Below are 21,463 nucleotides of genomic sequence, written 5' to 3' on the forward strand. Positions count from 1 at the left end.
CGTCAGAGCTTGTAGTCCAGCGACACGGCGACGTTGCGCGGCGCGCCGTAGATCGCACCGTAGGACAGGCCCTGGATGTATTTCTTGTCGAACAGGTTGTTGACGTTCAGGCGCAGCGTCGCGCGGTCGTTCAGCTCGTAGGCAGCAAAGCCGTGCGCCAACAGGTAGGCGTCCTGGCGGGCACCGGCATCCTTGCGCACGTCGGACTGCCAACGGCCGCTGATGCCCAGTTCCAATCCCGGCAGTGAGGCCACTCGGCTGACGTAGCGGAAGTTGAACGCGGTGCGCGGAACCCATTCGGTCGTGTCGCCGCCGTCGGGGCCGGTGAGCTTGAGTCGGGTCAGGCCCAGCGTGAGACGCGTGTCCTTGTCGATCTGTCCGGTGGCCTCGAACTCCACACCCTTGGAGTCCACGTCCTTGGGCACGTAGTAGGTCTGCCCGGTCTTCGGTCCTTCCTTGATGACGCCGCCGGCGAAGCCCAGGCCCTTCTGTTCGGCCGTGAACACCGCGAAGGTGGTCAGCAGCTTGCGGCCCAGCCAATCCGCCTTGACGCCAGCCTCAATGTTGCGGCCCTTCATCGGTGACAGGTATTTGCCGGTGATGTCGTACTGATCCTGATTCTGGAAGATGTCGGAATAGGACACATAGCCCAGCACGTCGGGGGTGATGTCGTAGGTGAGTCCGGCGTAGGGGCTGACCTTGTTCGTAGCCGGCGGCGTCTGCGCGGCGGCATTGCCGTAGATGGAACTGCCCTCGCGCTTCAAACGGATGGCGTTCAAGCCGACGATGCCCTTCAGGCCGTCGGTCAGCGACAGGCGCGATGCGACGTAGACGCGATCCAGCGTCTGGCTACCACTGGAACTGGGAGTACGCGCGCCCCAATCCGGCTCCGGGTAGGCATTGCCGGGATAGGGGAAGGCCGGCAGCGGCAGGAACATATTGGTCAGCGGGCTGGTCAGGTCGGTCTCGTTACGCTGGCGGGAATGGCTCGCTCCCACCAGCAGGCTTTGCTTGCGGCCCCAGGCGCTGAACTGGCCGCTGACGTTGGCGTCCAGCACGTCGTTGTTCGTCGTGATGACGCTGCCGTAGGGCCAGCCAATGAGGCCGGTGTCGTCCGGGTTCAGCGCACCGGTGTTCGTGTAGGCGTACAGCAGGTGGGATTCGTCCCGGTTGTGACGGTGGTTGTAGGTGACCTTGGCCTCCCAGTCCGCGCCCAGGCTGTGCGTGTACTCGGCGAAGACGCTCTGCGTGCGGATGTTCCAGTAGCTCCAGTCGGGCGCCGTCGAGGCGGAGACGTCGAAGTCCGCCTGCGTACCGTCGGTGCGCGTCAGCGTCAGCGAGCCCCACATCGGCGACTTCTGCTTCGAGTCGGACAGCGTGACGCCCAGCGTCAGCACGCCGTTCTCGCCAATCTGGCCATCGACCACGCCGTACAGCGTGCTGCGCTTGTTGTGCAGTGCGCGGAGGTAGGAGTCCTTGTCGTCGTACACCGCCACGACGCGGCCGGCCCAGGCACCGTCGCCGGTGAGGCGCTTGTTGTAGTCCAGCGCGAGACGACGGGTGTCGTAAGAGCCGGCCGTGAGGCTCACCTCGCCACGGTCCTCGTTGAGCGGACGCTTGCGCACGTAGTTGATCGTGCCGGAGGAATTGCCCACGCCGGTCAGCAGGCCGTTGGCGCCACGGATCAGCTCGATGCGTTCGAACAGATAGGTGTCCTGCTGGCCGGCCACGGTGCCCCAGTCGTTGGTCATGCCCAGGCCGTCGATCTGCGTCAGCTGGATCTCGAAGCCGCGCGAGTTGAACACCGCACGGTTGGTCTCGTACTGCTCGACGTTGATACCGGTGGCCATGCGCAGGGCCTCGTTGGAGTCGGTCGCGCCGAACGCAGTGATGTCCTCCTTATCGAGGTTGCTGATGGACTGGGGCGTGTCCTTGATTTCCATCGCCAGCCCCGTCGCTCCCTTGGAGATGCGATTGGCGCGCTTGCCAGTCACCACGACGGCTTCCAGTGCGGTGGGCCCGCTGGCAACGGCGGGGGCGCTGGCTTCTTGGGCCTGGGCGGGAGCCATCGCGGCGGCGGCGGCCAGGGCGCAGGCGGTCGGCAGGAATCGGTTCTTCATGTCGTTGGAGAGCAAATGGAGGGAAGTTTTCAGGGGCGTCCGGCCTCAGCGGCGCAGCGCATGCCGGCCCATGACCAGCACCGGCACGCCCAGCGCGATCCACGACCAGGTGTCGCCCCAGTCGTCGGACACCAGCGCCGACACCAGCCCGCTGGCGCTCAGCAGGCCCAGCGCCAGCGGCCAGCCCCACAGCGTCAGCGCGTCATGAAAGCGGTTTCGGCGATGGCCGTGATCGGCCCTGCGGGGAGATGTCATCCGGATTGATGCGATTGAGAATGATTATCATTTTATACGCAAGCGTCAAAAAGCCGCCTCCCCGCATGGGAAAGGCGGCCTGGGGCCGGGGGGGACCGGCGGCTCAGTGCACGACGCGCCCGAAGCTGAACTCGCCGTTCTCGACGTTGACCGGGATCACGTCCTTCGGCCCGAACCGGCCCTCCAGGATCAGCCGGGACAGCGGGTTCTCCACGCGCTGCTGGATGGCGCGCTTCAGCGGTCGGGCGCCGAACACCGGGTCGAAGCCGACCTTGGCGAGCTCGTCCAGCGCCGCGTCGGACACGTCCAGCTTCATCTCCAGCTTCTCCAGCCGGGCCTCGAGCTGGCGCAGCTGGATGCGGGCGATGGACTTGATGTGCGCCGCGCCCAGCGCGTGGAAGATCACCGTCTCGTCGATGCGGTTCAGGAACTCGGGCCGGAAGTGGCTCTTGACCTCGCCCCACACCGCGTCGCGGATCACCTGCTCGCCCTGCCCCGCCAGCGCCATGATGTGCTGCGAGCCGAGGTTGCTGGTCATCACGATGACGGTGTTCTTGAAGTCCACCGTGCGGCCCTGACCGTCGGTGAGCCGACCGTCGTCCAGCACCTGCAGCAGCACGTTGAACACGTCCGGGTGCGCCTTCTCCACCTCGTCGAGCAGCAGCACCGAATAGGGCTTGCGGCGCACGGCCTCCGTCAGCGTGCCGCCTTCCTCGTAGCCGACGTAGCCCGGCGGCGCGCCGATCAGGCGGCTGACCGAGTGCTTCTCCATGAACTCACTCATGTCGATGCGCACCATGTGGTCCTCGCTGTCGAACAGGAAGCCCGCCAGCGCCTTGCACAGCTCGGTCTTGCCGACGCCGGTGGGGCCGAGGAACAGGAAGGAGCCCAGCGGCCGGTTCGGGTCGCTCAAGCCGGCGCGCGAGCGGCGGATGGCGTCGGACACCGCCTGGATGGCCTCGTCCTGGCCGACCACGCGCTCGTGCAGCCGGCCTTCCATCTGCAGCAGCTTCTCGCGCTCGCCCTGCATCAGCTTGGACACCGGAATGCCCGTGGCGCGCGCGACGACCTCGGCGATCTCCTCCGCGCCGACCAGCGTGCGCAGCAGCTGCGGCTTGTCGGTGCCGGCCTTGCCGGCCTCCTTGGCCTGGGCCTCCTTGAGCTGCTTCTCCAGCTCGGGCAGGCGGCCGTACTGCAGCTCGGCGACCTTGTTGAAGTCGCCCTTGCGCTTCCAGTCCTCGATCTGCTGGCGGATGCGGTCGATCTCCTCCTTCACATGCGCCGAGCCCTGGGCCTGCGCCTTCTCGGCGGTCCAGATTTCCTCCAGGTCGTCGTACTCGCGCTGCAGCTTCAGCAGCTCTTCCTCGATCAGCGCGAAGCGCTTCTGCGAGCCCTCGTCCTTCTCCTTGCGCACGGCCTCGCGCTCGATCTTGAGCTGGATCATGCGGCGGTCCAGCCGGTCCATCGCCTCGGGCTTGGAGTCGATCTCGATCTTGATCTTGGCCGCCGCCTCGTCGATCAGGTCGATGGCCTTGTCGGGCAGGAAGCGGTCGGTGATGTAGCGGTGGCTCAGCTCGGCCGCGGCGACGATGGCCGGGTCGGTGATCTCGACGCCGTGGTGCACCTCGTACTTCTCCTGCAGGCCGCGCAGGATGGCGATGGTGGCCTCGACGCTGGGCTCGTCCACCAGCACCTTCTGGAAGCGGCGCTCCAGCGCGGCGTCCTTCTCGACGTATTTGCGGTACTCGTCCAGCGTCGTCGCGCCGATGCAGTGCAGCTCGCCGCGCGCCAGCGCGGGCTTCAGCATGTTGCCCGCGTCGATGGCGCCCTCGGCCTTGCCGGCGCCGACCATGGTGTGGATCTCGTCGATGAAGAGGATGGTCTTGCCCTCGTCCTGCGCCACCTCCTTCAGCACGCCCTTCAGGCGCTCCTCGAAGTCGCCGCGGTACTTGGCGCCGGCCAGCAGCAGCGCCATGTCCAGCACCAGCACGCGCTTGTCCTTCAGGCTGTCCGGCACCTCGCCGTTGACGATGCGCTGCGCCAGGCCCTCGACGATGGCCGTCTTGCCCACGCCCGGCTCGCCGATCAGCACCGGGTTGTTCTTGCTGCGGCGCTGCAGCACCTGGATCGCGCGGCGGATTTCCTCGTCGCGGCCGATCACCGGGTCGAGCTTGCCCTGCTTCGCGCGCTCGGTCAGGTCGAGCGTGTACTTCTTCAGCGCCTCGCGCTGGCCCTCGGCGTCGGCGGAATCGACCTTCTCGCCGCCGCGCACCGCCTGGATCGCGGCCTCCAGCGCCTTGCGCGTCAGCCCGTGGCCGCGCACGACGCCGGCCAGGTCGGTCTTGGCGTCGCTGAGCGCGAGCAGGAACATCTCGCTGGCGATGAACTGGTCGCCGCGCTTCGTGGCCTCCTTCTCGGCCGCCTGCAGCAGGGCCACGAGCTCGCGCCCGGCCTGCACGGTCTGGCCGTCGCCGCTGACCTGGGGCAGCCCGGCGATCAGGCCGTCCAGCGCCGTCTTCAGCGCGGGCGCCTTCACGCCGGCGCGCTCCAGCAGCGCGCGCGGGCCGTCGTCCTGCGCCAGCATCGCGGCGAGCACGTGGACGGGCTCGATGTAGGGGTTGTCGCGGCCCAGGGCCAGGCTCTGCGCCTCGCCCAGGGCTTCCTGGAATCGGGTGGTGAACTTGTCGGCTCGCATGATGGATGACTCCTCCGGTTGCAAGCCAAGTGGGCACGCGCCCGGCGATTTCAAGCGCCGGCCACGAACGGCGGGCGCCTACTGCGGCTCCGCGGCCGCGTTGCCGCCGGCGATGCCCCAGCGCGCCAGCGCCTGGTCGTCCGCCGCCCGGGCGTCCACCCAGTGCGCGCCGTCGGCGGTGTGCTCCTTCTTCCAGAACGGCGCCTGGGTCTTCAGGTAGTCCATCAGGAACTCGCAGGCCTGGAAGGCCGGGCCGCGGTGCGCGCCGGCGACCAGCACCGCGACGATCTGCTCGCACGCGCGCAGCGCGCCCACGCGGTGGATGACCCGGGCGGCGCGGATGTCGAAGCGGGCGAGCGCGGCGTCCACCATGGCCTCGATGGCGGCCTCGGTCATGCCCGGGTAGTGCTCCAGCTCCATCCGCACGACGGCCGCGCCGCTGCCGTGCTCGCGCACCGTGCCCACGAAGGCCACCACCGCGCCCACGCCGCCGTCGCCGGCCCGCAGGGCCGCCGCCTCGGCGCCGAGGTCGAAGTCGGCCGACTGGATGGAAACTCTCGCCATGCCGGCATTCTCGCCCGGCCCCCTAAGAGCGGCTAACACAACCCTGTCATCGTCAGGCGGTTGAAGTGCGTTTGACGGTACATGGGTCGAACCAAGAACAAGGAAATCAGCGCGGCGCTGTTCAAGAAGATTGAGCCACTGCTGCCGGTATTCGTGCCCTCGGTCAAGGGCGGTCGTCCACGGGTGAGCGACGAGATGGCTCTGAACGGCATCCTGTTCGTGCTGCGCACCGGCATCCCCTGGGAAGAGTTGCCCCAGGAACTGGGCTTCGGCAGTGGCATGACCTGCTGGCGGCGACTGCGCCAATGGCAGGATGCCGGTGTGTGGCACCAATTGCATATGCTGTTGTTGGCCGAACTGCGTAGCGCCGGGCGGCTGGACTTCAGCCGAGCCAGCCTGGACGGGGCCAGCGTGCCCAGCCCCCGGGGGGCTCGCACACTGGCCCCAACCCCACGGACAGAGGAAAACTCGGCAGCAAACGTCACATCATCACGGACCGCCAGGGCATCCCGCTGATGTTCTGCGTGACCGGAGCCAACCGCCACGACTCGGTGGTCTTCGAGCAGTTGATCGATGCCTTGCCCGATGTGCGAGGAAAGCGTGGAAAGCCGCGCCGCTGGCCCGACAAGCTGCACGCGGACAAGGGCTACGACTTTGCACGCTGTCGGGAGCACCTCAAGCGCCGAGGCATCCAGGATCGGATCGCCCGCAGGGGTATCGAGCGCAACGACCGACTCGGGTGCCATCGCTGGGTCGTCGAACGCACGCATGCTTGGCTGGCCGCCTTCGGCAAGCTGCGCGTGCGTTTCGAGCGAAGCGTTCATACCCATGTGGCCTTGCTATCCCTGGCGTGCAGCGTCATCTGCGTGCGAGCATTGATTCAGTTTTGTTAGCCGCTCTAAGCCGGAGGGTCATATTCACCTGGCCCCGGCCGGCTGCCTGCCCGGTTCGCGCCGCATACTGCGCACCTTTCCCGACCGCAAGCGAGACCCGCCATGGCCCTGATGGATTTCATCAAGAAACAGTTCATCGACATCATCCAGTGGACCGAGGACTCGGCGGCCGCGGGAGACGCCGTGCTGGCCTGGCGCTTCCCGATGCGCGACATGGAAATCCAGAACGGCGCCCAGCTCGTCGTGCGCGAGTCGCAGCTGGCGGTGTTCGTCAACGAGGGCCAGGTGGCCGACCTGTTCGGCCCCGGCACGCACAGGCTCACCACGCAGACGCTGCCGCTGCTGACCAACCTGAAGCACTGGGACAAGCTGTTCGAGTCGCCGTTCAAGAGCGACGTCTACTTCTTCAGCACCCGCCAGCAGATCGACCAGCGCTGGGGCACCAGCCAGCCCGTGTCCATCCGCGACAAGGACTTCGGCGCCGTGCGGCTGCGCGCCTTCGGCAACTACGCCTACCGCCTCCAGGACCCCAAGGCCTTCCACAGCCAGATCTCCGGCACGCGCGAGCGCTACACGGTGGCCGAGCTGGAGGGCCAGCTGCGCGGGCTGATGCTGCAGCACATCAGCGACGCCGTGGCCGGCAGCGGCACGCCGTTCCTGGACCTGGCGGCCAACCAGGTCGAGTTCGCCGCCGCGCTCCAGGCCGCCACCGCGCCAGCCTTCCAGGCCCTCGGCCTGGAGCTGATGTCGGTGACGATGCAGAACGTGTCGCTGCCCGAGGAGCTGCAGAAGATCCTGGACCAGCGCATCGGCATGGGCATCATCGGCCAGAACATGGGCCAGTTCATGCAGTACCAGGCCGCGCAGGCGCTGCCCGAGATGGCCAAGGGCGTGGGCGCCGGCGGCAGCGGCATCGCCGGCGAGGCCGTGGGCCTGGGCGCGGGCGTCGCGCTGGGCCAGACGCTGGCGCAGACGCTCAGCCAGGGCCTGGCCGGCGTGGGCACGGCGGCGCCGGCCCCCGCCGCCAGCAAGCCCGACGACATCGTCGCGCTGCTGGAAAAGCTCGGCGACCTCAAGGCCAAGGGCATCCTGACCGACGAGGAATTCGCCGCGAAGAAGGCCGATCTGCTGAAGAAGCTTGGCTGACCAAGCCCAGCGCCGCTGGCGTGCGGCCTGCCCCAACTGCGGCGCGCCGGTAGCGTTCGCCAGCGCGGCGTCGACGACGGCCGTCTGCGGCTTCTGCCGCAGCACGCTGCTGCGCGACGGCGATGCGCTGCAGCGGATCGGCCAGAGCGCCGAGATCTTCGAGGACTACTCGCCGCTGCAGCTCGGCACCACCGGGCGCTGGATGGGCCAGGGCTTCGCCGTCGTCGGCCGCGTGCAGCGCGGCTCGGAGCTCGGCCGCTGGAACGAATGGCACCTGCTGTTCGATGCCGGCGACGCCCCGCGCGTGGCCTGGCTCAGCGAGGACAACGGCCGCTTCGTCCTCAGCCTCGAGGCGCCGCTGGCCGAGGCGCCGCCCGCGCAGCCCCAGGCCGGCCTGCCGCTGACGCTGGCCGGGCAGCGCTGGCAGGTGGCGGCGGTGATCGACGCCGCCGTGTACGCGGCCGAGGGCGAGCTGCCGCGCGTGCCGCGCACGGGCCGCGTCGCCGAGCTGCGCAACGAGCGCGACGAGGTCGGCACGCTGGAATACCGCGAGGATGGCCCGCCCGTCTGGTCCCTCGGCCGCGGCGTGCAGCTGGCCGAGCTGGCGCTGCAGGGGCTGCGCAGCACGGCCGAGGGCGAGTCGGTCGCCGACGCCCGGTTCAAGGGCCGGGCCATCGCCTGCCCCAACTGCGGCGCACCGCTGGCGCCCAGCCTGGTGCAGACCAAGAGCATGAGCTGCGCGCAATGCCAGGCCGTCGTCGACCTGCCGGAAGGCGACGCCCAGGCCCTCGGCTTCACCGCGCAAAGCCCCGGCGCGCCGCCGCTGATCCCGCTCGGCCGCACCGGCACGCTGGCGGCCGACGACGGCCAGCCGCTGCCCTGGACCGTCGTCGGCTACCAGGAGCGCTGCGACCTCCCCGAGGACGCGGAGGACGAGCAGAGCTTCTGGCGCGAATACCTGCTCTACAACCGGCTGGCCGGCTTCGCCTTCCTCGTCGACACGGACGAAGGCTGGAGCCTGGTGCGCACGCTGACCGGCGCGCCCGCGCCGCAGCGCGGCGGCGCCACCTGGCAGGGCCGCGCCTACGTGCAGCGCTGGGCCTATGGCGCGAAGACGACGCATGTGCTGGGCGAGTTCTACTGGCCCGTGCGGCTGGGCGACCGCGTGCAGGTGACCGACTACGCCAGCCACGATGGCCAGTTCCTGCTGAGCCGCGAGCAGCAGGGCCCGGAGCTGACCTGGAGCGCCGGCCGCACGCTGCCCGCGTCCGCCGTGCAGCAGGCCTTCGGCCTCGCCGCGCCGGCCGGCGCCCTCGCACGCGACGCCTCGGCCTTCAGGAACGACGGCGGCACGCTGCTGCGCAACATCGTCATCGGCCTGTTCCTGATGGTGGTGCTGTTCTCGGCGCTGCGCGCCTGCAGCGACGACGGCTGCCAGCCGTACAAGGACAGCTTCGGCGAAAACAGCAACGAATACCGCCAGTGCCTCGCGGACTCGCGCGGCAGCGGCGTGCGGATCGGCAACGGCGGCGGCAGCTACGGCGGCTACAGCAGCGGTGGCGGCGGCCACAAGTAAAGGAGAACTGACATGACCCTCGACTGGCTCCGGCCCGAAGTCGTCCTCGGCTCGACGATGTACGCCCTGATCGGCGTCGCCGTCTTCTGGATCTCGTTCGTCATCGTCGACAAGATCACCCCCTACAAGCTGTGGGAGGAGATCGTCGAGCACAAGAACGTGGCGCTGGCCATCGTCGTCGGCGCGATGTGCCTGTCGATCGGGCACATCGTCGCGGCGGCGATCCATGGCTGAGCACGGCTGCGCCGCCGGTTGTTGCCAGTCCACCTCGAAGGGGTCGCCGCACATGCCGACCCGCTGCGCGCCGCCGGCTCGCTGCGCGAGTCACCCGAGGCGACGCCAGTCGGCGGGCTGTGGATAGTGCGGGCACCGGACAGGGCGGCCGTCGAGGCGCTGATCGCCGCAGACCCCTTCACTACCGGCGGCCTGCGCGCCGGCTGGGACTTCGTTCTCGACAGGTGAAGCAGGGGCTGAGCTGGTGCGGCCGCCGACGGCTTGCCAAATCGGGTTTCATCGGCGACATTCGCAATTCGCGAATAGCGAATATGCACGCCCGATGGACCTCAAACCCCAAGACTTGTTGGTGCTGCTGAAGGTGGCGGCACACCCGCCGCAGCGCTGGACTTATGCCGCTTTAGGCGAAGCCCTGACCATGAGCGCGTCGGAGGCGCACGCCAGCGTGAAGCGCGCGGTGGCGTCCGGCCTGGCGGTGACGCCTGCTCGCGGTGAATGGTCGCCGGTCAGGCCCAACCTGCTGGAGTTCATGCTGCACGGCGTGCGTTATATCTGGCCGGCCACGCCGGGGCCGGTCAAGCGGGGCGTGCCGACGGCCTTCGGTGCCGAGCCCCTGGCCAGCCAATTGACGGTGACCGCCGGGGAGGCACCCGTCTGGGCGCATCCCACCGGCAGCGCCAAAGGGCCGACGCTCTCGCCCCTGTATCGGACGGCGCCGCAGGCCGCGCTGGCCGACCCCGCGCTGCATCGCCTGCTGGCGCTGCTGGACGCCCTGCGCATCGGGCGGGCGCGCGAGCGCACGCTGGCCACGAAGCTGATGGAAGCCGAGTTGATGCAGTTCGACCCCGGAGACGCCGATGCGCGTTGATGACCCGAACCTGCCCCATCTGCGCAGCGTCGCCGAGGCCCTGGGAGAGTTGCGGGAGCAAGTGGTGTTTGTCGGCGGTGCCGTGGCCGGCCTGCTCGTCACCGACCTGCTGGCCGATCCGGTGCGCGCCACCCGCGATGTGGATGCGGTGGTGAGTGCCAACCGCGCCTTGTTCCATCGCATCGAGGAGGCCGTGGCGGCGCGCGGGTTTGCGCGTGACGTCAGCAGCGATGTGATTTGCCGCTGGGTGCACAAGGCATCGGGGGTGCCCTTCGACCTGATGCCGGTACAGCCGGAGGTGCTGGGCTTCTCAAACCGCTGGTACCCCTATGCGGTGGAAACTGCCGTGCCCTTGGACTTGGGTGCGGGCGTGGTCATTCGGCGGGTGAGCGCCGTCGCCTTCGTGGCGACCAAGCTCGAAGCCTTTGCCAGCCGTGGCGGCGGCGACTTCATGAGCAGCCACGACCTCGAAGACGTGCTCAACATCATCGACGGGCGCGAGGAGCTTGCCGATGAGATGGCCGCTGCCCCCGCCGAATTGCGGCAGGCGGTGGCCGCTGCCTTCGCCCGGTTGCTGAAGAACCCGGACTTCGCCAACGTGCTGCCGGGCCTGATCGTCGAGCCGGAACGCGCCGGCCTCGTCATGGGCCGCCTGAAAGCCTTGAGCCCATGAATCTGCACCACCATGAGGGCCAGACAGCGCCCGTCTCGCTCGCCGAGCTGCTGCTGCTCGCCAGCGTCTTCGTCATCGCCGCCTGCGGCCTGGTCTACGAGCTGGCGGCGGGCGCGCTGGCGAGCTATCTGCTCGGCGACTCGGTGCTGCAGTTCTCCACCGTCATCGGCGTCTACCTGTTCGCGATGGGGCTGGGTTCGTGGCTGTCGCGCTTCGTCGAGCGGCAGCTGGTGGGCGTCTTCCTGCAGGTGGAGCTGCTCGTCGGCGTCATCGGCGGGCTGATGCCGGCGGCGCTGTTCGCCGTCCACAGCCTGCTGCCGCCCGGCGCGGCCACGCCGTTCCGCGTGCTGCTGTACGGGCTGGTGCTGCTGGTGGGCACGCTGGTCGGGCTGGAGATCCCGCTGGTCATGCGCATCCTGAAGCGCCACTTCAGCGCACGCTACGGGCTCAAGGACCTGGTGTCGCAGGTGCTGACCTTCGACTACCTCGGCGCGCTGCTCGTCGCGCTGGCCTTCCCGCTGGTGCTGGTGCCGCAGCTGGGCCTCGTGCGCACGGGCATCGCCTTCGGGCTGCTGAACGTGGCGGTGGCGGTGTGGGCGCTGTGGCTGTTCCGCGCCGAGGTGCGCGCCAGGGCGGCGATGGCGGCGGCCTGTACGCTGTCGGCCGGCCTGCTGCTGGCCGCGCTGCTGGGCGCCGAGCGGCTGACCACCTGGGCCGAGGACCGCTTCTACGGCGAGCACATCGTCTTCAAGCAGAGCAGCGCCTACCAGCGCATCGTCGTCACCGACGGGCAGGCCGGCACGCGGCTGTTCCTGAACGGCAACCTGCAGTTCCACTCGCGCGACGAGTACCGCTACCACGAGGCCCTGGTGCAGCCGGCCATGGCCGCGCACGGGGCGCCCAAGCGCGTGCTGGTGCTGGGCGGCGGCGACGGCATGGCCGTGCGCGAGGTGCTGCGCCACGCCAGCGTGGAGCAGGTCACGCTGGTGGAGCTGGACCCGCTGATGACCACGCTGTTCCGCGACACCCCCCGGCTGGCCGCGCTGAACGGCCGGGCGCTGGCGTCGCCGAAGCTCACCATCGTCAACGCCGACGCCTTCGGCTGGCTGGAGCAGCACGCCGGGACCTTCGACGTCATCGTCATCGACTTCCCCGACCCGTCCAACTTCGCGCTCGGCAAGCTCTACACGGCCAGCTTCTACGAGCTGGTGGACCAGCACCTCGCGGCCTCCGGCTACGCGGTCGTGCAGACTACCTCGCCGCTGGTGGCCCGGCGCAGCTTCTGGACCGTGGTGGCCACCGTCGAGTCCGTCGGGCTGACCGCCACGCCCTACCACGCCCACGTGCCGAGCTTCGGCGAATGGGGCTTCGTGCTCGCGTCGCGCCGGCCGTTCCGCGCGCCCACGCAGTTCCCGCCCGGCCTGCGCTTCATCAACGCACAGACGCTGCCCACGCTGCTGGACTTCCCGCCCGACATGGCGCGCGTGCCGGCCGAGGTGAACCGGCTGTCCAATCAGGTGCTGGTGCAGACCTTCGAAGAGGAATGGGGGAAGGTGCATTGAGGCGGCGCGAGTTGCTGCTGGCGGGACTGGCCGCCACGGGTTGCACGCCCGATGCCCCAGCGCTGCAAGGCGGCTGGGTCGGCACCCATCCCGAGCGCGGGCACCGGCTGCGCGGCGAACTGCCCCAGGCCAGCGGCCCGCTGAGGAAGACCGGCGTGCTCATCGTCGGCGGCGGCATCGCCGGGCTGGCCTGCGCGCGGGCGCTGGCCCGGCGCGGCATCGACGACTTCGCGCTGCTCGACCTCGAAGACCAGCCCGGCGGCAACAGCCGCAGCCACGTCGTCGGCAGCGCGCCCTGCCCGCTCGGCGCGCACTACCTGCCGCTGCCCGGCCCCGAGGCGCACGAGGTCAACGAACTGCTGCACGAACTGGGCCTCGCGCGCGAACAGGCCGGCCGCACGGTCTGGGACGAGCGCTGGCTCTGCCACAGCCCGCAGGAGCGGCTGTTCATCGACGGCCCGAACGGCGGCTATTGGCATGACGGCCTGCTGCCGCCGCCCGACGGCGCCGCGTCGCTGGCCCAGTACCGCCACTTCTCGGCCCTGGTCGCGCGGGCGCAGCGCGGGCTCGGCTTCGCCATGCCCAGTCACCGCACGCGCTGGACGGCCGGCCATGCCGCGCTGGACGCGCAGCCCTTCGCCGCCTGGTTGGACGGCCAGGGCCTGAGCGACGCACGGCTGCGCTGGTACCTCGACTACTGCTGCCGCGACGACTACGGCGCGGACGCCACCACCGTCTCCGCCTGGGCCGGCCTGCACTACTTCGCCAGCCGCCACGGCTTCCACGCGCCGGGCGACGAAGCCGCCGAGCGCGAGCCGGTGCTGACCTGGCCCGAGGGCAACGGCTGGCTGTCGCAGCGCCTCGCCGAGCCGCTGCGGGAACGCATCCACACGGGCCGCACCGTGCTGCGCGTCACCGAGCAGCGCAGCGGCGTCGAGCTGCTGGCCTGGAACGAGGCCGCCGGCGCCCCCGAGCGCTGGGCCGCGCGCGCCGTCGTGATGGCCGCACCGCTGTTCGTGTCCGCGCGGCTGCTCACCGCGCCACCCGATGCGCTGCGCGCGCTGAAGCAGCGGCACGCGCCCTGGCTGACCGCCAGCCTGCTGCTGCGCGAGCCGCTGCTGACGCGCCCCGGCGCACCGCCGTCCTGGGACAACGTGCGCTACGGCTCGACGGCGCTGGGCTACGTCGATGCGCGCCACCAGTCGCTCGACCCGACACCGCGCCCGCCGCTGCTGACGGCCTATGTCGCGCTGCCCGCCGCACGGCGCGGCGAGCTGCTGGCGCGGCCCTGGCAGCACTGGGCGCGCATCGTCACCGCCGAGCTGGCCCAGACCCACCCCGACCTGCCGGCCAAGGTCGAGCGCATCGCGCTCTGCCGCTTCGGCCACGCGATGAGCATCCCGACGCCCGGCCTGCGCGGCTCGGCCGAACTGGCCGCCCTGAACGCGCAGCGCGGCCGCGTCGTGTTCGCGCACGGCGACCTGGCGGGCTATTCAGTGTTTGAAGAGGCGTACACGGTCGGCGTCGAAGCGGCCGAGCGGCTCAGCCTTTGAGGCGCGGCGCAGAGCCCGGTAGGTTGGAGTGAGCCTGCGAACCCCAACATTCAGGCCGGCAGCATTCGTTGGGGTTCACGTTGTTCACCCCAACCTACTGCCTCGGCGTCGACGCAGCCGCGCGGGTCAAGCGTTGAACCGCCGCGTCACACGGCGCAAAGGCTTTCAGCAGAGCATCGAGCAGCGCCTCCGCGCGGGCGCTGTTGTCACTGCCGTAGTTGCAGACGTAGACGTCCAGCGTCACGCCGCCCAGTTCGGGCCACGTATGCACGGCGACGTGCGATTCGGCCAGCAGCACGACGCCGGTGATGCCGCTCTGTGCATCCTCGGGCGCGAAGCGGTGGAAGAGTTCGGCGACGCCGCTCAGGCCCGAGGCGGCGATGGCGTCGCGGCACAGCGCGGCGAGCGCGGCCGGGTCGGTCATCGGCGGCAGTGCCGGATCGACGCCGCTCAAGTCGGCCGTCAGGTGCAGGCCGTTCATCCGCCGCCGGGCCGCCCCAAGGCGGATGACGCCCCCTCGGGGGGCAGCGAGCGCCAGCGAGCGTGGGGGCTCATGGTCATCCGCCCGTCACTGGCGGGAAGAACGCCAGTTCGTCGCCGTCCGCCAGCACGGCCGATTCGGCGCACATCGTCTGGTTCAGCGCCGCCCGCACCGCACGGCCACGCGCCAGCGCGTCGGCGTGGCGCTCGTCGCGCGCCAGCAGCGCATCGCGCGCGGCGGCGACGGTGCTGCCTTCGGGCAAGCACAGCACCCCCTCGTCGCCGAGCTTTTCGCGCAGCGACGCGAAGAAGCGCAGCTTGACCGTGATCGTCATGCCAGCAGTTCCGCGAACGGGAGGAAGCGCACCGCGTCACCCGCCTTGAAGGCTTGGCCGGCCGGGTTGTCGAGCAGGCCGTCGGCCCAGTAGGCCGAGGTCAGCACGCCGCTGCTCTGGTTGGCGAACAGCGCGAGGCCGCCGGCCTCGTCCAGGCGGACGCGCAGGAACTCGCGGCGCTTGTCGGGCCGGGGCCAGTCGAAGCCGGCCGCGAGCCGGTAGCCGCGCGGCGCGAGGCGGGTCGCACCTTGCAGCTTCAGCAGGAAGGGCCGAACCAGCACGAGAAAGGTCACGAGGCTGGACACCGGGTTGCCGGGCAGGCCGATGAAATGCGCTTCGCCGACACGTCCATACGCGAAGGGCTTGCCGGGCTTGATCGCGATGGCCCACAGGTCGAGCCGGCCCTCGGCCTGCACGGCGGGGCGCAGGTGGTCTTCCTCGCCGACGGAGACGCCGCCCGAGGTCAGGATCACGTCCGCCCGCGCGGCCGCCTCGCGCAGCGCGGCGCGGGTGGCGTCGAGGCGGTCGGGCACGATGCCGAGGTCGATGACCTCGCAGCCCAGCCCTTCGAGCAGCGCGCGCAGCGTGAAGCGGTTGGAGTTGTAGATCGCGCCGGGCGGCAGCGGCTCGCCGGGCATCACCAGTTCGTCGCCGGTCGAGAAGACGGCGACGCGCGGGCGGCGCGCGACGCTCAACTGCGCCGCGCCGGCCGTGGCCGCGAGGCCCAGCGCGATGGCGTCCAGCCGCGTGCCGGCCGGCAGCACGGTCTGGCCGACCTTCAGGTCCTCGCCGCGCAGGCGCACATGCTGGCCGCGCGTGACGGGCTGGGTCACGCGCAAGCGGCCGTCGTCCGCCAGCTCGGCGAACTCCTGCATGACGACCGTGTCCGCGCCCGCCGGCAGTTGCGCGCCGGTGAAGATGCGCGCGGCCTCGCCGGACGGCAGCGCGCCGGGAACCTGGCCGGCCGGGATGCGTTGCGTCACTGGCAATGGGGCCGCGGCGTCCGCGGCGCGCAGCGCGTAGCCGTCCATCGCCGAGTTGTCGGCGGGCGGCACGTCCAGCGGCGAGATCAGGTCGGCGGCCAGCACGCGGCCGCGCGCGGCGGCGGTGGGCAGCGTCTCCGTGCCCGCCAGCGGCGCGGCCTGAGCCAGCAGCGTGGCCAGCGCGTCGTCGAGGGCGATCAGCGGCTTGCGCGGGGCGTCAGACATGGGCGTGGATGTAGGTCTTCACCTGGGCCACGTCGGCCGGCATGACCTTCACGCGCTTGGGCAATTGCTCGATGCCTTCGAGGCCGGCCGGGCGTGGCGGCTCGCTGCCGAGCGCCTCGACGATGGTCGCGGCGAACTTGGCGGGCAGCGCGGTTTCCAGCACCAGCATGGTTTCGCCGGGCGCGCGCAGGTCGAGCGCGACCTTGAGGCCGTCGGCCGTGTGCGGGTCGATGACGACGCCGTACTCGGCGTGGCAGCGGCGGATGGTCGCCACGCGGTCGGCGTGCGTGCTGCGGCCGGACGCGAAGCCGAAGCCGGCGATGCGGGCCTGCTCGTCCGCCGTCAGCTCAAAGGCCGGCGACGAGAACAGCTGCCGCACGCGCGCGCCGTCGCGGCCGAGCAGGTCGAACACGAAGCGCTCGAAGTTGCTGGCCTTGGAGATGTCCATCGACGGGCTGGAGGTCTCGTGCGTGTCCGCCGTGCCGCGCGGGCGGTAGGCACCGGTGCGGAAGAACTCGTCGAGCACGTCGTTCTCGTTGGTGGCGACGACGAGGCGGGCGATGGGCAGGCCCATCATGCGCGCGACGTGGCCGGCGCAGACGTTGCCGAAATTGCCTGACGGGACGGTGAAGCTGACCTTCTGGTCATTGGTCTTCGTCGCCTGGAAGTAGCCGGCGAAGTAGTAGACGACCTGGGCCAGCAGCCGCGCCCAGTTGATCGAGTTGACGGTGCCGATGCGGTGCTCGCGCTTGAACGCGAGGTCGTTGGAGACGGCCTTGACGATGTCCTGGCAGTCGTCGAACACGCCCTCGATGGCGAGGTTGTGGATGTTGGCGTCCTGCAGGCTGAACATCTGCGCCTGCTGGAAGGGGCTCATGCGGCCGTGCGGGCTCAGCATGAAGACGCGCACGCCCTGCTTGCCGCGCATCGCGTATTCGGCGGCGCTGCCGGTGTCGCCCGAGGTCGCGCCGAGGATGTTCAGCGTCTCGCCGCGCCGGCCGAGTTCGTACTCGAACAGCGCGCCGAGCAGCTGCATCGCCATGTCCTTGAAGGCCAGCGTCGGGCCGTTGGACAGGCCCTCCAGCGCGAGGCCGTCGCCGAGCCAGGTCAGTGGGGTGATTTCCGGCGTGCCGAAGATTTCCGGCGTGTAGACCTTGCGCGTGATCGCGCGCAGGTCGTCAGCAGGGATGTCGTCGATGTAGAGCGACAGGATCTCGAACGCGAGGTCGGCATAGGCCAGGCCGCGCCAGCGCGCGAGCGTCGCTGCATCGACCTGCGGGTAGGTCTTGGGCAGGTAGAGGCCGCCGTCCGGCGCCAAGCCTTCGAGCAGGATGTCGGAGAAGCCGCGCTCGGTCTGGTCGCCGCGGGTTGAGACGTACTTCATAGAGCTTTCACCGCAAACGATCCATCTGCGGCGCTGAACGATTTGATCGAGCGGCTGCCGTGGCACCGGCTTTGCCGGGCCACTGGCAGCGCCCCCTTGAGGGGGAGGCGCGAAGCGCTTCGGGAGTGGGCCATCACGCGAGTTCTTCCTTGCGGATGCGCACGATGGGCGCGAGCACGGTCGGCAGCGCCTGCATCTTGGCGAGTGCCGCGTTCATGCGGCCTTCCACGGTGTCGTGGGTCAGGATGATGAGGTCGGTCTGGCGCTCGCCGTCCGCCGACTCGCGTTGCAGCACCGCGTCGATGGAGATGTCGTGCTCGGCCAGCGTCGTCGTGATGCGCGACAGCACGCCGGGCTGGTCGGCCACGACCAGGCGCAGGTAGAAGGCGGTCTGCACGTCGGCCATGGGCAGCACCGGCGTGTCGCTGATCGCGTCGGGCTGGAAGGCCAGGTGGGGCACGCGGTGGCCAGGGTCGGCGGTGGCGAGGCGGGCCACGTCCACCAGGTCGGCGACGACGGCGGAGGCCGTCGGCTCGGCGCCCGCGCCCTTGCCGTAGTAGAGCGTCGTGCCCACCGCGTCGGCCTGCACGACGACGGCGTTCATCGCGCCCTCGACGTTGGCGATCAACCGGCTGGCCGGGATCAGCGTCGGGTGCACGCGCAGCTCGATGCCGTGCTCGCGGCGGCGCGTGATGCCCAGCAGCTTGATGCGGTAACCCAGCTGCTCGGCGTAGCGGATGTCGGTGGCCTGGAGCGCGCTGATGCCCTCGACGTGCGCCTTGTCGAACTGCACCGGCACGCCGAAGGCGATCGCGCTCATGATGGTGAGCTTGTGGGCGGCGTCCACGCCCTCGATGTCGAAGGTCGGGTCGGCCTCGGCATAGCCCAGGCGCTGGGCCTCCTTCAGCACGGTGACGAAGTCCAGGCCCTTGCCGCGCATCTCGGAGAGGATGAAGTTGGTCGTGCCGTTGATGATGCCGGCGATCCACTCGATGCGGTTGGCCGTCAGGCCCTCGCGCAGCGCCTTGATGATGGGGATGCCGCCCGCCACGGCCGCCTCGAACGCGACGGTGACGCCCCGCTCGCGCGCCGCCTCGAAGATTTCCGTGCCGTGCAGCGCCAGCAGCGCCTTGTTCGCGGTGACGACGTGCTTGCCGTTGGCGATGGCGCGCAGCACCAGCGTGCGCGCGGGCTCGATGCCGCCGATCAGCTCGACGACGACGTCCAGCGCCGGGTCGTCCACGAGCTGCTGCGGGTCGGCGACGCAGCGCACGCCGTCGCCGACGACGGCCTGGTAGGCCGCCGCGCGCGCGGCATTACGGGCCGCCACCATCACCACCTCGATGCCCCGGCCGGCGCGGCCGCGGATCTCGGCCTGGTTGCGCTGCAGGACGTGGAAGGTGCCGGCGCCGACGGTGCCGAGGCCGATCAGGCCGACTTGGATGGGTTTCATACGCGGGGACTCAGGAGGAAACGCGCCGGCGGTAGCCGGCCAGGAAACGGTCGATGCGGCCCACGGCTTCGCGCAGGTCGTCCACGTTGGGCAGGAAGACGAGGCGGAAGTGGTCGTGCTCGGGCCAGTTGAAGCCGGTGCCCTGCACGATCAGCACCTTCTCCTCGGCCAGCAGCTCGTAGGCGAACTGCTGGTCGTCGGTGATCGGGTAGACCTTGGGGTCCAGGCGCGGGAACATGTAGAGCGCCGCCTTCGGCTTGACGACGCTGACGCCGGGGATCTGCGTCAGCAGCTCGTAGGCCAGGTCGCGCTGGCGGGCCAGGCGGCCGGTGGGCGCGACCAGGTCGTTGATGCTCTGGTAGCCGCCCAGCGCGGTCTGGATGGCGAGCTGGCCCGGCGTGTTCGCGCACAGCCGCAGCGAGGCCAGCATGTTCAGGCCCTCGATGTAGTCGCGGGCGTGGCGCTTCTCACCGCTGACCACCATCCAGCCGGCGCGGTAGCCGCAGGAGCGGTAGTTCTTGGACAGGCCGTTGAAGGTGACGAACAGCACGTCGTCGGCCAGCGAGGCCATGCTGGTGTGCGTCGCGCCGTCGTACAGCACCTTGTCGTAGATCTCGTCGGCGAAGACGATGAGCTGGTGGCGCCGCGCCAGCTCGATCAGCCCCAGCAGCAGGTCGTCGGGGTAGAGCGCGCCGGTCGGGTTGTTCGGGTTGCAGACCATGATGGCGCGGGTGCGCGGCGTGATCTTGGCGGCGATGTCATCCAGGTCGGGCAGCCAGCCGGCGCCCTCGTCGCAGCGGTAGTGCACCGGGCGGCCGCCGGACAGGCCGACGACGGCGGTGTAGAGCGGGAAGTCCGGCGCCGGGATCAGGATCTCGTCGCCGTCGTTGACCAGCGCGTTGATCGCCATCTGGATCAGCTCGGACGCGCCGTTGCCCAGGTACACGTCGTCCACCGTGACGCCCCGGATGCCCTTCTGCTGCGTGTAGTGCACCACCGCCTTGCGCGGCGCGAACAGGCCCTTGCTGTCGGTGTAGCCGCCGGCGTCGGCAAGGTTGCGGATCATGTCCTGCACGATCTCGTCCGGCGGCGTCAGGCCGAACACCGCCGTGTTGCCGATGTTCAGCTTGATGATCTTCTGGCCCTCTTCCTCCATCTGCCGGGCCTTGTCCAGCACCGGGCCGCGGATGTCGTAGCTGACGCTGGCGAGCTTGCTGGATTTGGCGATGGGTTTCACGGTTGCTGCACTGCAAAAAGGGGACCGTGCAGTTTAAGCAGGTGCCGGGCGCGAAGGCCGTTGTGCGCGACACTCGCGCCCCGGCCCTCCCGCCCCCTCTCGCCCCCGTTCCCCATGAAGTTCCAGCTCGACGAGCCGCAGGGCGGCAACAGCATCTCCCGCCATGACGCCCAGAGCATCTGGGTCAACGGCCGGCCGCACACGGCCAGCGTGCTGGTGCCGTGGCGGGGCGAAGTCGCCGCCTGGCCGCCTTCGCGCTTCGAGGAACTTCAGCCCGCGCATTTCGAAGCGATGCTGGCGCTGCGGCCGGAGCTGGTCGTCTTCGGCAGCGGCGCGCGGCTGCGCTTTCCCCGCCCCGAGCTGTGGCGGGGACTGGTGGCGGCGCGCATCGGCTTCGAGGTGATGGACATCGCCGCCGCCTGCCGCACCTACACCGTGCTGGCCAGCGAAGGCCGCAACGTGCTGGCGGCGCTGCTCATCGAGCGATGACCCGGGCGGCCGGGCGACGGGGCGAGGCTTTATAATCGCCGGCTATTGCCTGCGGGCGCCCGCGTGACTTTGCGCACGAACCGGGGACCCCGCGAGCCCAACTCTGCCGCACCCCCCAATGACGCCTGCGCTCAACAAACCCCTGCCGGAAATTGAGGCTCAAGCCACCGGCGGCGTGAAGTTCACCGGCAACGCCTTCCTGGGCAAGTCGGTCGTGCTGTATTTCTACCCGAAAGACAACACGCCCGGTTGTACCACCGAGGCGATGCAGTTCCGCGACCGCCACAAGGACTTCGTGAAGGCCGGCGCGGTCGTGCTCGGCGTCTCGCGCGACAACATGGCCTCGCACGAGAAGTTCAAGCAGGCGCTGGAGCTGCCCTTCGAGCTGATCGCCGACACCGAGGAAAAGCTCTGCCACATGTTCGGCGTGGTCAAGAACAAGATCATGTACGGCAAGAAGGTCAAGGGCATCGAGCGCTCGACCTTCCTGATCAGCCCCACCGGCATCCTGGTCGGCGAATGGCGCGGCATCAAGGTCGCGGGCCACGTCGACGAGGTGCTGAAGGCCGTCAAGGGCCTCAAGAAGGAAGCCGCCTGAGCCGCTTCGCTGGCGAGCCGGCGCGCCCCGGCGGATGTGCATAATCGGCGCATGCCCCGGGTCGCCTCCTCGCCTCAGACTGGAAAAGCCGCACTCATCCTGTGCGGCTTTTTGCTTTCTGGCGCCGGGACCGCGTGGGG

General features: G+C 69.9%; 21 protein-coding genes. 11 read left to right on the forward strand and 10 right to left on the reverse strand.

The genetic code is table 11. The features are described from left to right. Positions 1 to 2: 2 nt before the first annotated feature. The 4 genes from QM788_RS18395 to QM788_RS18410 form a co-directional block, all read right to left on the reverse strand. Complete coding sequence (locus tag QM788_RS18395) at positions 3 to 2,120, reverse strand: TonB-dependent siderophore receptor (RefSeq protein ID WP_415662892.1); 2,118 nt, start codon at positions 2,118 to 2,120, stop codon at positions 3 to 5. Between the two features lie 45 nt (positions 2,121 to 2,165). After that, positions 2,166 to 2,375, reverse strand: a complete 210-nt coding sequence (locus tag QM788_RS18400) for a hypothetical protein (RefSeq protein WP_415662893.1) — start codon at positions 2,373 to 2,375, stop codon at positions 2,166 to 2,168. Positions 2,376 to 2,478: 103 nt separating this feature from the next. Beyond that, positions 2,479 to 5,070: an ATP-dependent chaperone ClpB gene (clpB, locus tag QM788_RS18405; RefSeq protein WP_415662894.1), complete on the reverse strand. Its 2,592-nt coding sequence runs from the start codon at positions 5,068 to 5,070 to the stop codon at positions 2,479 to 2,481. A 78-nt stretch (positions 5,071 to 5,148) separates the two neighbouring features. Continuing rightward, entirely contained in the window at positions 5,149 to 5,634 is a 486-nt protein-coding gene (locus QM788_RS18410) for a molybdenum cofactor biosynthesis protein MoaE (protein WP_415662895.1), read from the reverse strand. 81 nt (positions 5,635 to 5,715) lie between these two features. On the opposite strand from QM788_RS18410, the gene QM788_RS18415 reads away from it, so the two are divergent. From QM788_RS18415 to QM788_RS18455, 9 genes are all read left to right on the forward strand, one after another. Then, a protein-coding gene (locus QM788_RS18415) for an IS5 family transposase (protein WP_415659607.1) occupies positions 5,716 to 6,527 on the forward strand; the annotation gives its coding sequence in 2 pieces (ribosomal slippage) (positions 5,716 to 6,046 and positions 6,046 to 6,527; 813 coding nt in all). A 102-nt stretch (positions 6,528 to 6,629) separates the two neighbouring features. After that, positions 6,630 to 7,673, forward strand: a complete 1,044-nt coding sequence (locus tag QM788_RS18420) for an SPFH domain-containing protein (protein WP_415662896.1) — start codon at positions 6,630 to 6,632, stop codon at positions 7,671 to 7,673. Then, entirely contained in the window at positions 7,666 to 9,249 is a 1,584-nt protein-coding gene (locus tag QM788_RS18425; RefSeq protein WP_415662897.1) for a DUF4178 domain-containing protein, read from the forward strand. Before QM788_RS18420 ends, QM788_RS18425 begins: the two co-directional genes overlap by 8 nt. A gap of 12 nt (positions 9,250 to 9,261) precedes the next feature. Further along, complete coding sequence (locus QM788_RS18430; protein ID WP_415662898.1) at positions 9,262 to 9,483, forward strand: DUF350 domain-containing protein; 222 nt, start codon at positions 9,262 to 9,264, stop codon at positions 9,481 to 9,483. 21 nt (positions 9,484 to 9,504) lie between these two features. After that, entirely contained in the window at positions 9,505 to 9,711 is a 207-nt protein-coding gene (locus QM788_RS18435; RefSeq protein WP_415662899.1) for a YciI family protein, read from the forward strand. Between the two features lie 94 nt (positions 9,712 to 9,805). Continuing rightward, on the forward strand, positions 9,806 to 10,351 hold the full coding sequence (locus QM788_RS18440) for a hypothetical protein (RefSeq protein ID WP_415662900.1): 546 nt from the start codon (positions 9,806 to 9,808) through the stop codon (positions 10,349 to 10,351). Then, a complete protein-coding gene (locus QM788_RS18445; protein ID WP_415662901.1) occupies positions 10,341 to 11,024 on the forward strand; it encodes a hypothetical protein in 684 nt (227 codons plus the stop codon). The genes QM788_RS18440 and QM788_RS18445 overlap by 11 nt, the downstream gene beginning before the upstream one ends. Then, positions 11,021 to 12,586, forward strand: coding sequence for a polyamine aminopropyltransferase (locus QM788_RS18450; protein WP_415662902.1), 1,566 nt, complete (start codon positions 11,021 to 11,023; stop codon positions 12,584 to 12,586). Before QM788_RS18445 ends, QM788_RS18450 begins: the two co-directional genes overlap by 4 nt. An 11-nt stretch (positions 12,587 to 12,597) precedes the next feature. Next, the gene (locus tag QM788_RS18455; RefSeq protein ID WP_415662903.1) at positions 12,598 to 14,139 is read left to right on the forward strand and encodes a flavin monoamine oxidase family protein; all 1,542 of its coding nucleotides are present in this window, start codon (positions 12,598 to 12,600) and stop codon (positions 14,137 to 14,139) included. A 94-nt stretch (positions 14,140 to 14,233) separates the two neighbouring features. On the opposite strand, the gene speD is transcribed toward QM788_RS18455, so the two are convergent. From speD to QM788_RS18485, 6 genes are all read right to left on the reverse strand, one after another. After that, a complete protein-coding gene (gene speD, locus QM788_RS18460; RefSeq protein WP_415662904.1) occupies positions 14,234 to 14,620 on the reverse strand; it encodes an adenosylmethionine decarboxylase in 387 nt (128 codons plus the stop codon). Between the two features lie 76 nt (positions 14,621 to 14,696). Continuing rightward, positions 14,697 to 14,954: a MoaD/ThiS family protein gene (locus QM788_RS18465; RefSeq protein ID WP_415662905.1), complete on the reverse strand. Its 258-nt coding sequence runs from the start codon at positions 14,952 to 14,954 to the stop codon at positions 14,697 to 14,699. After that, positions 14,951 to 16,162 (reverse strand): gephyrin-like molybdotransferase Glp, encoded by a 1,212-nt coding sequence (gene glp, locus QM788_RS18470; RefSeq protein WP_415662906.1) that lies wholly within the window; start codon positions 16,160 to 16,162, stop codon positions 14,951 to 14,953. The genes QM788_RS18465 and glp overlap by 4 nt, the downstream gene beginning before the upstream one ends. Next, positions 16,155 to 17,546 carry a threonine synthase gene (thrC, locus tag QM788_RS18475; RefSeq protein WP_415662907.1) on the reverse strand — a complete coding sequence of 464 codons (1,392 nt, stop codon included), beginning with the start codon at positions 17,544 to 17,546 and terminating at the stop codon, positions 16,155 to 16,157. Before thrC ends, glp begins: the two co-directional genes overlap by 8 nt. Positions 17,547 to 17,679: 133 nt before the next feature. Then, a complete protein-coding gene (locus tag QM788_RS18480) occupies positions 17,680 to 18,999 on the reverse strand; it encodes a homoserine dehydrogenase (RefSeq protein ID WP_415662908.1) in 1,320 nt (439 codons plus the stop codon). Positions 19,000 to 19,009: 10 nt separating this feature from the next. After that, the gene (locus QM788_RS18485) at positions 19,010 to 20,236 is read right to left on the reverse strand and encodes a pyridoxal phosphate-dependent aminotransferase (protein WP_415662909.1); all 1,227 of its coding nucleotides are present in this window, start codon (positions 20,234 to 20,236) and stop codon (positions 19,010 to 19,012) included. 114 nt (positions 20,237 to 20,350) lie between these two features. Between QM788_RS18485 and QM788_RS18490 the strand changes: the two genes are divergently transcribed. Beyond that, complete coding sequence (locus QM788_RS18490) at positions 20,351 to 20,725, forward strand: Mth938-like domain-containing protein (RefSeq protein ID WP_415662910.1); 375 nt, start codon at positions 20,351 to 20,353, stop codon at positions 20,723 to 20,725. 118 nt (positions 20,726 to 20,843) lie between these two features. Then, positions 20,844 to 21,323, forward strand: a complete 480-nt coding sequence (locus QM788_RS18495; RefSeq protein ID WP_415662911.1) for a peroxiredoxin — start codon at positions 20,844 to 20,846, stop codon at positions 21,321 to 21,323. Positions 21,324 to 21,463 lie beyond the last annotated feature (140 nt).

This window comes from Roseateles sp. (assembly GCF_047654785.1).
Taxonomy (GTDB): Bacteria; Pseudomonadota; Gammaproteobacteria; order Burkholderiales; family Burkholderiaceae_C; genus Pelomonas.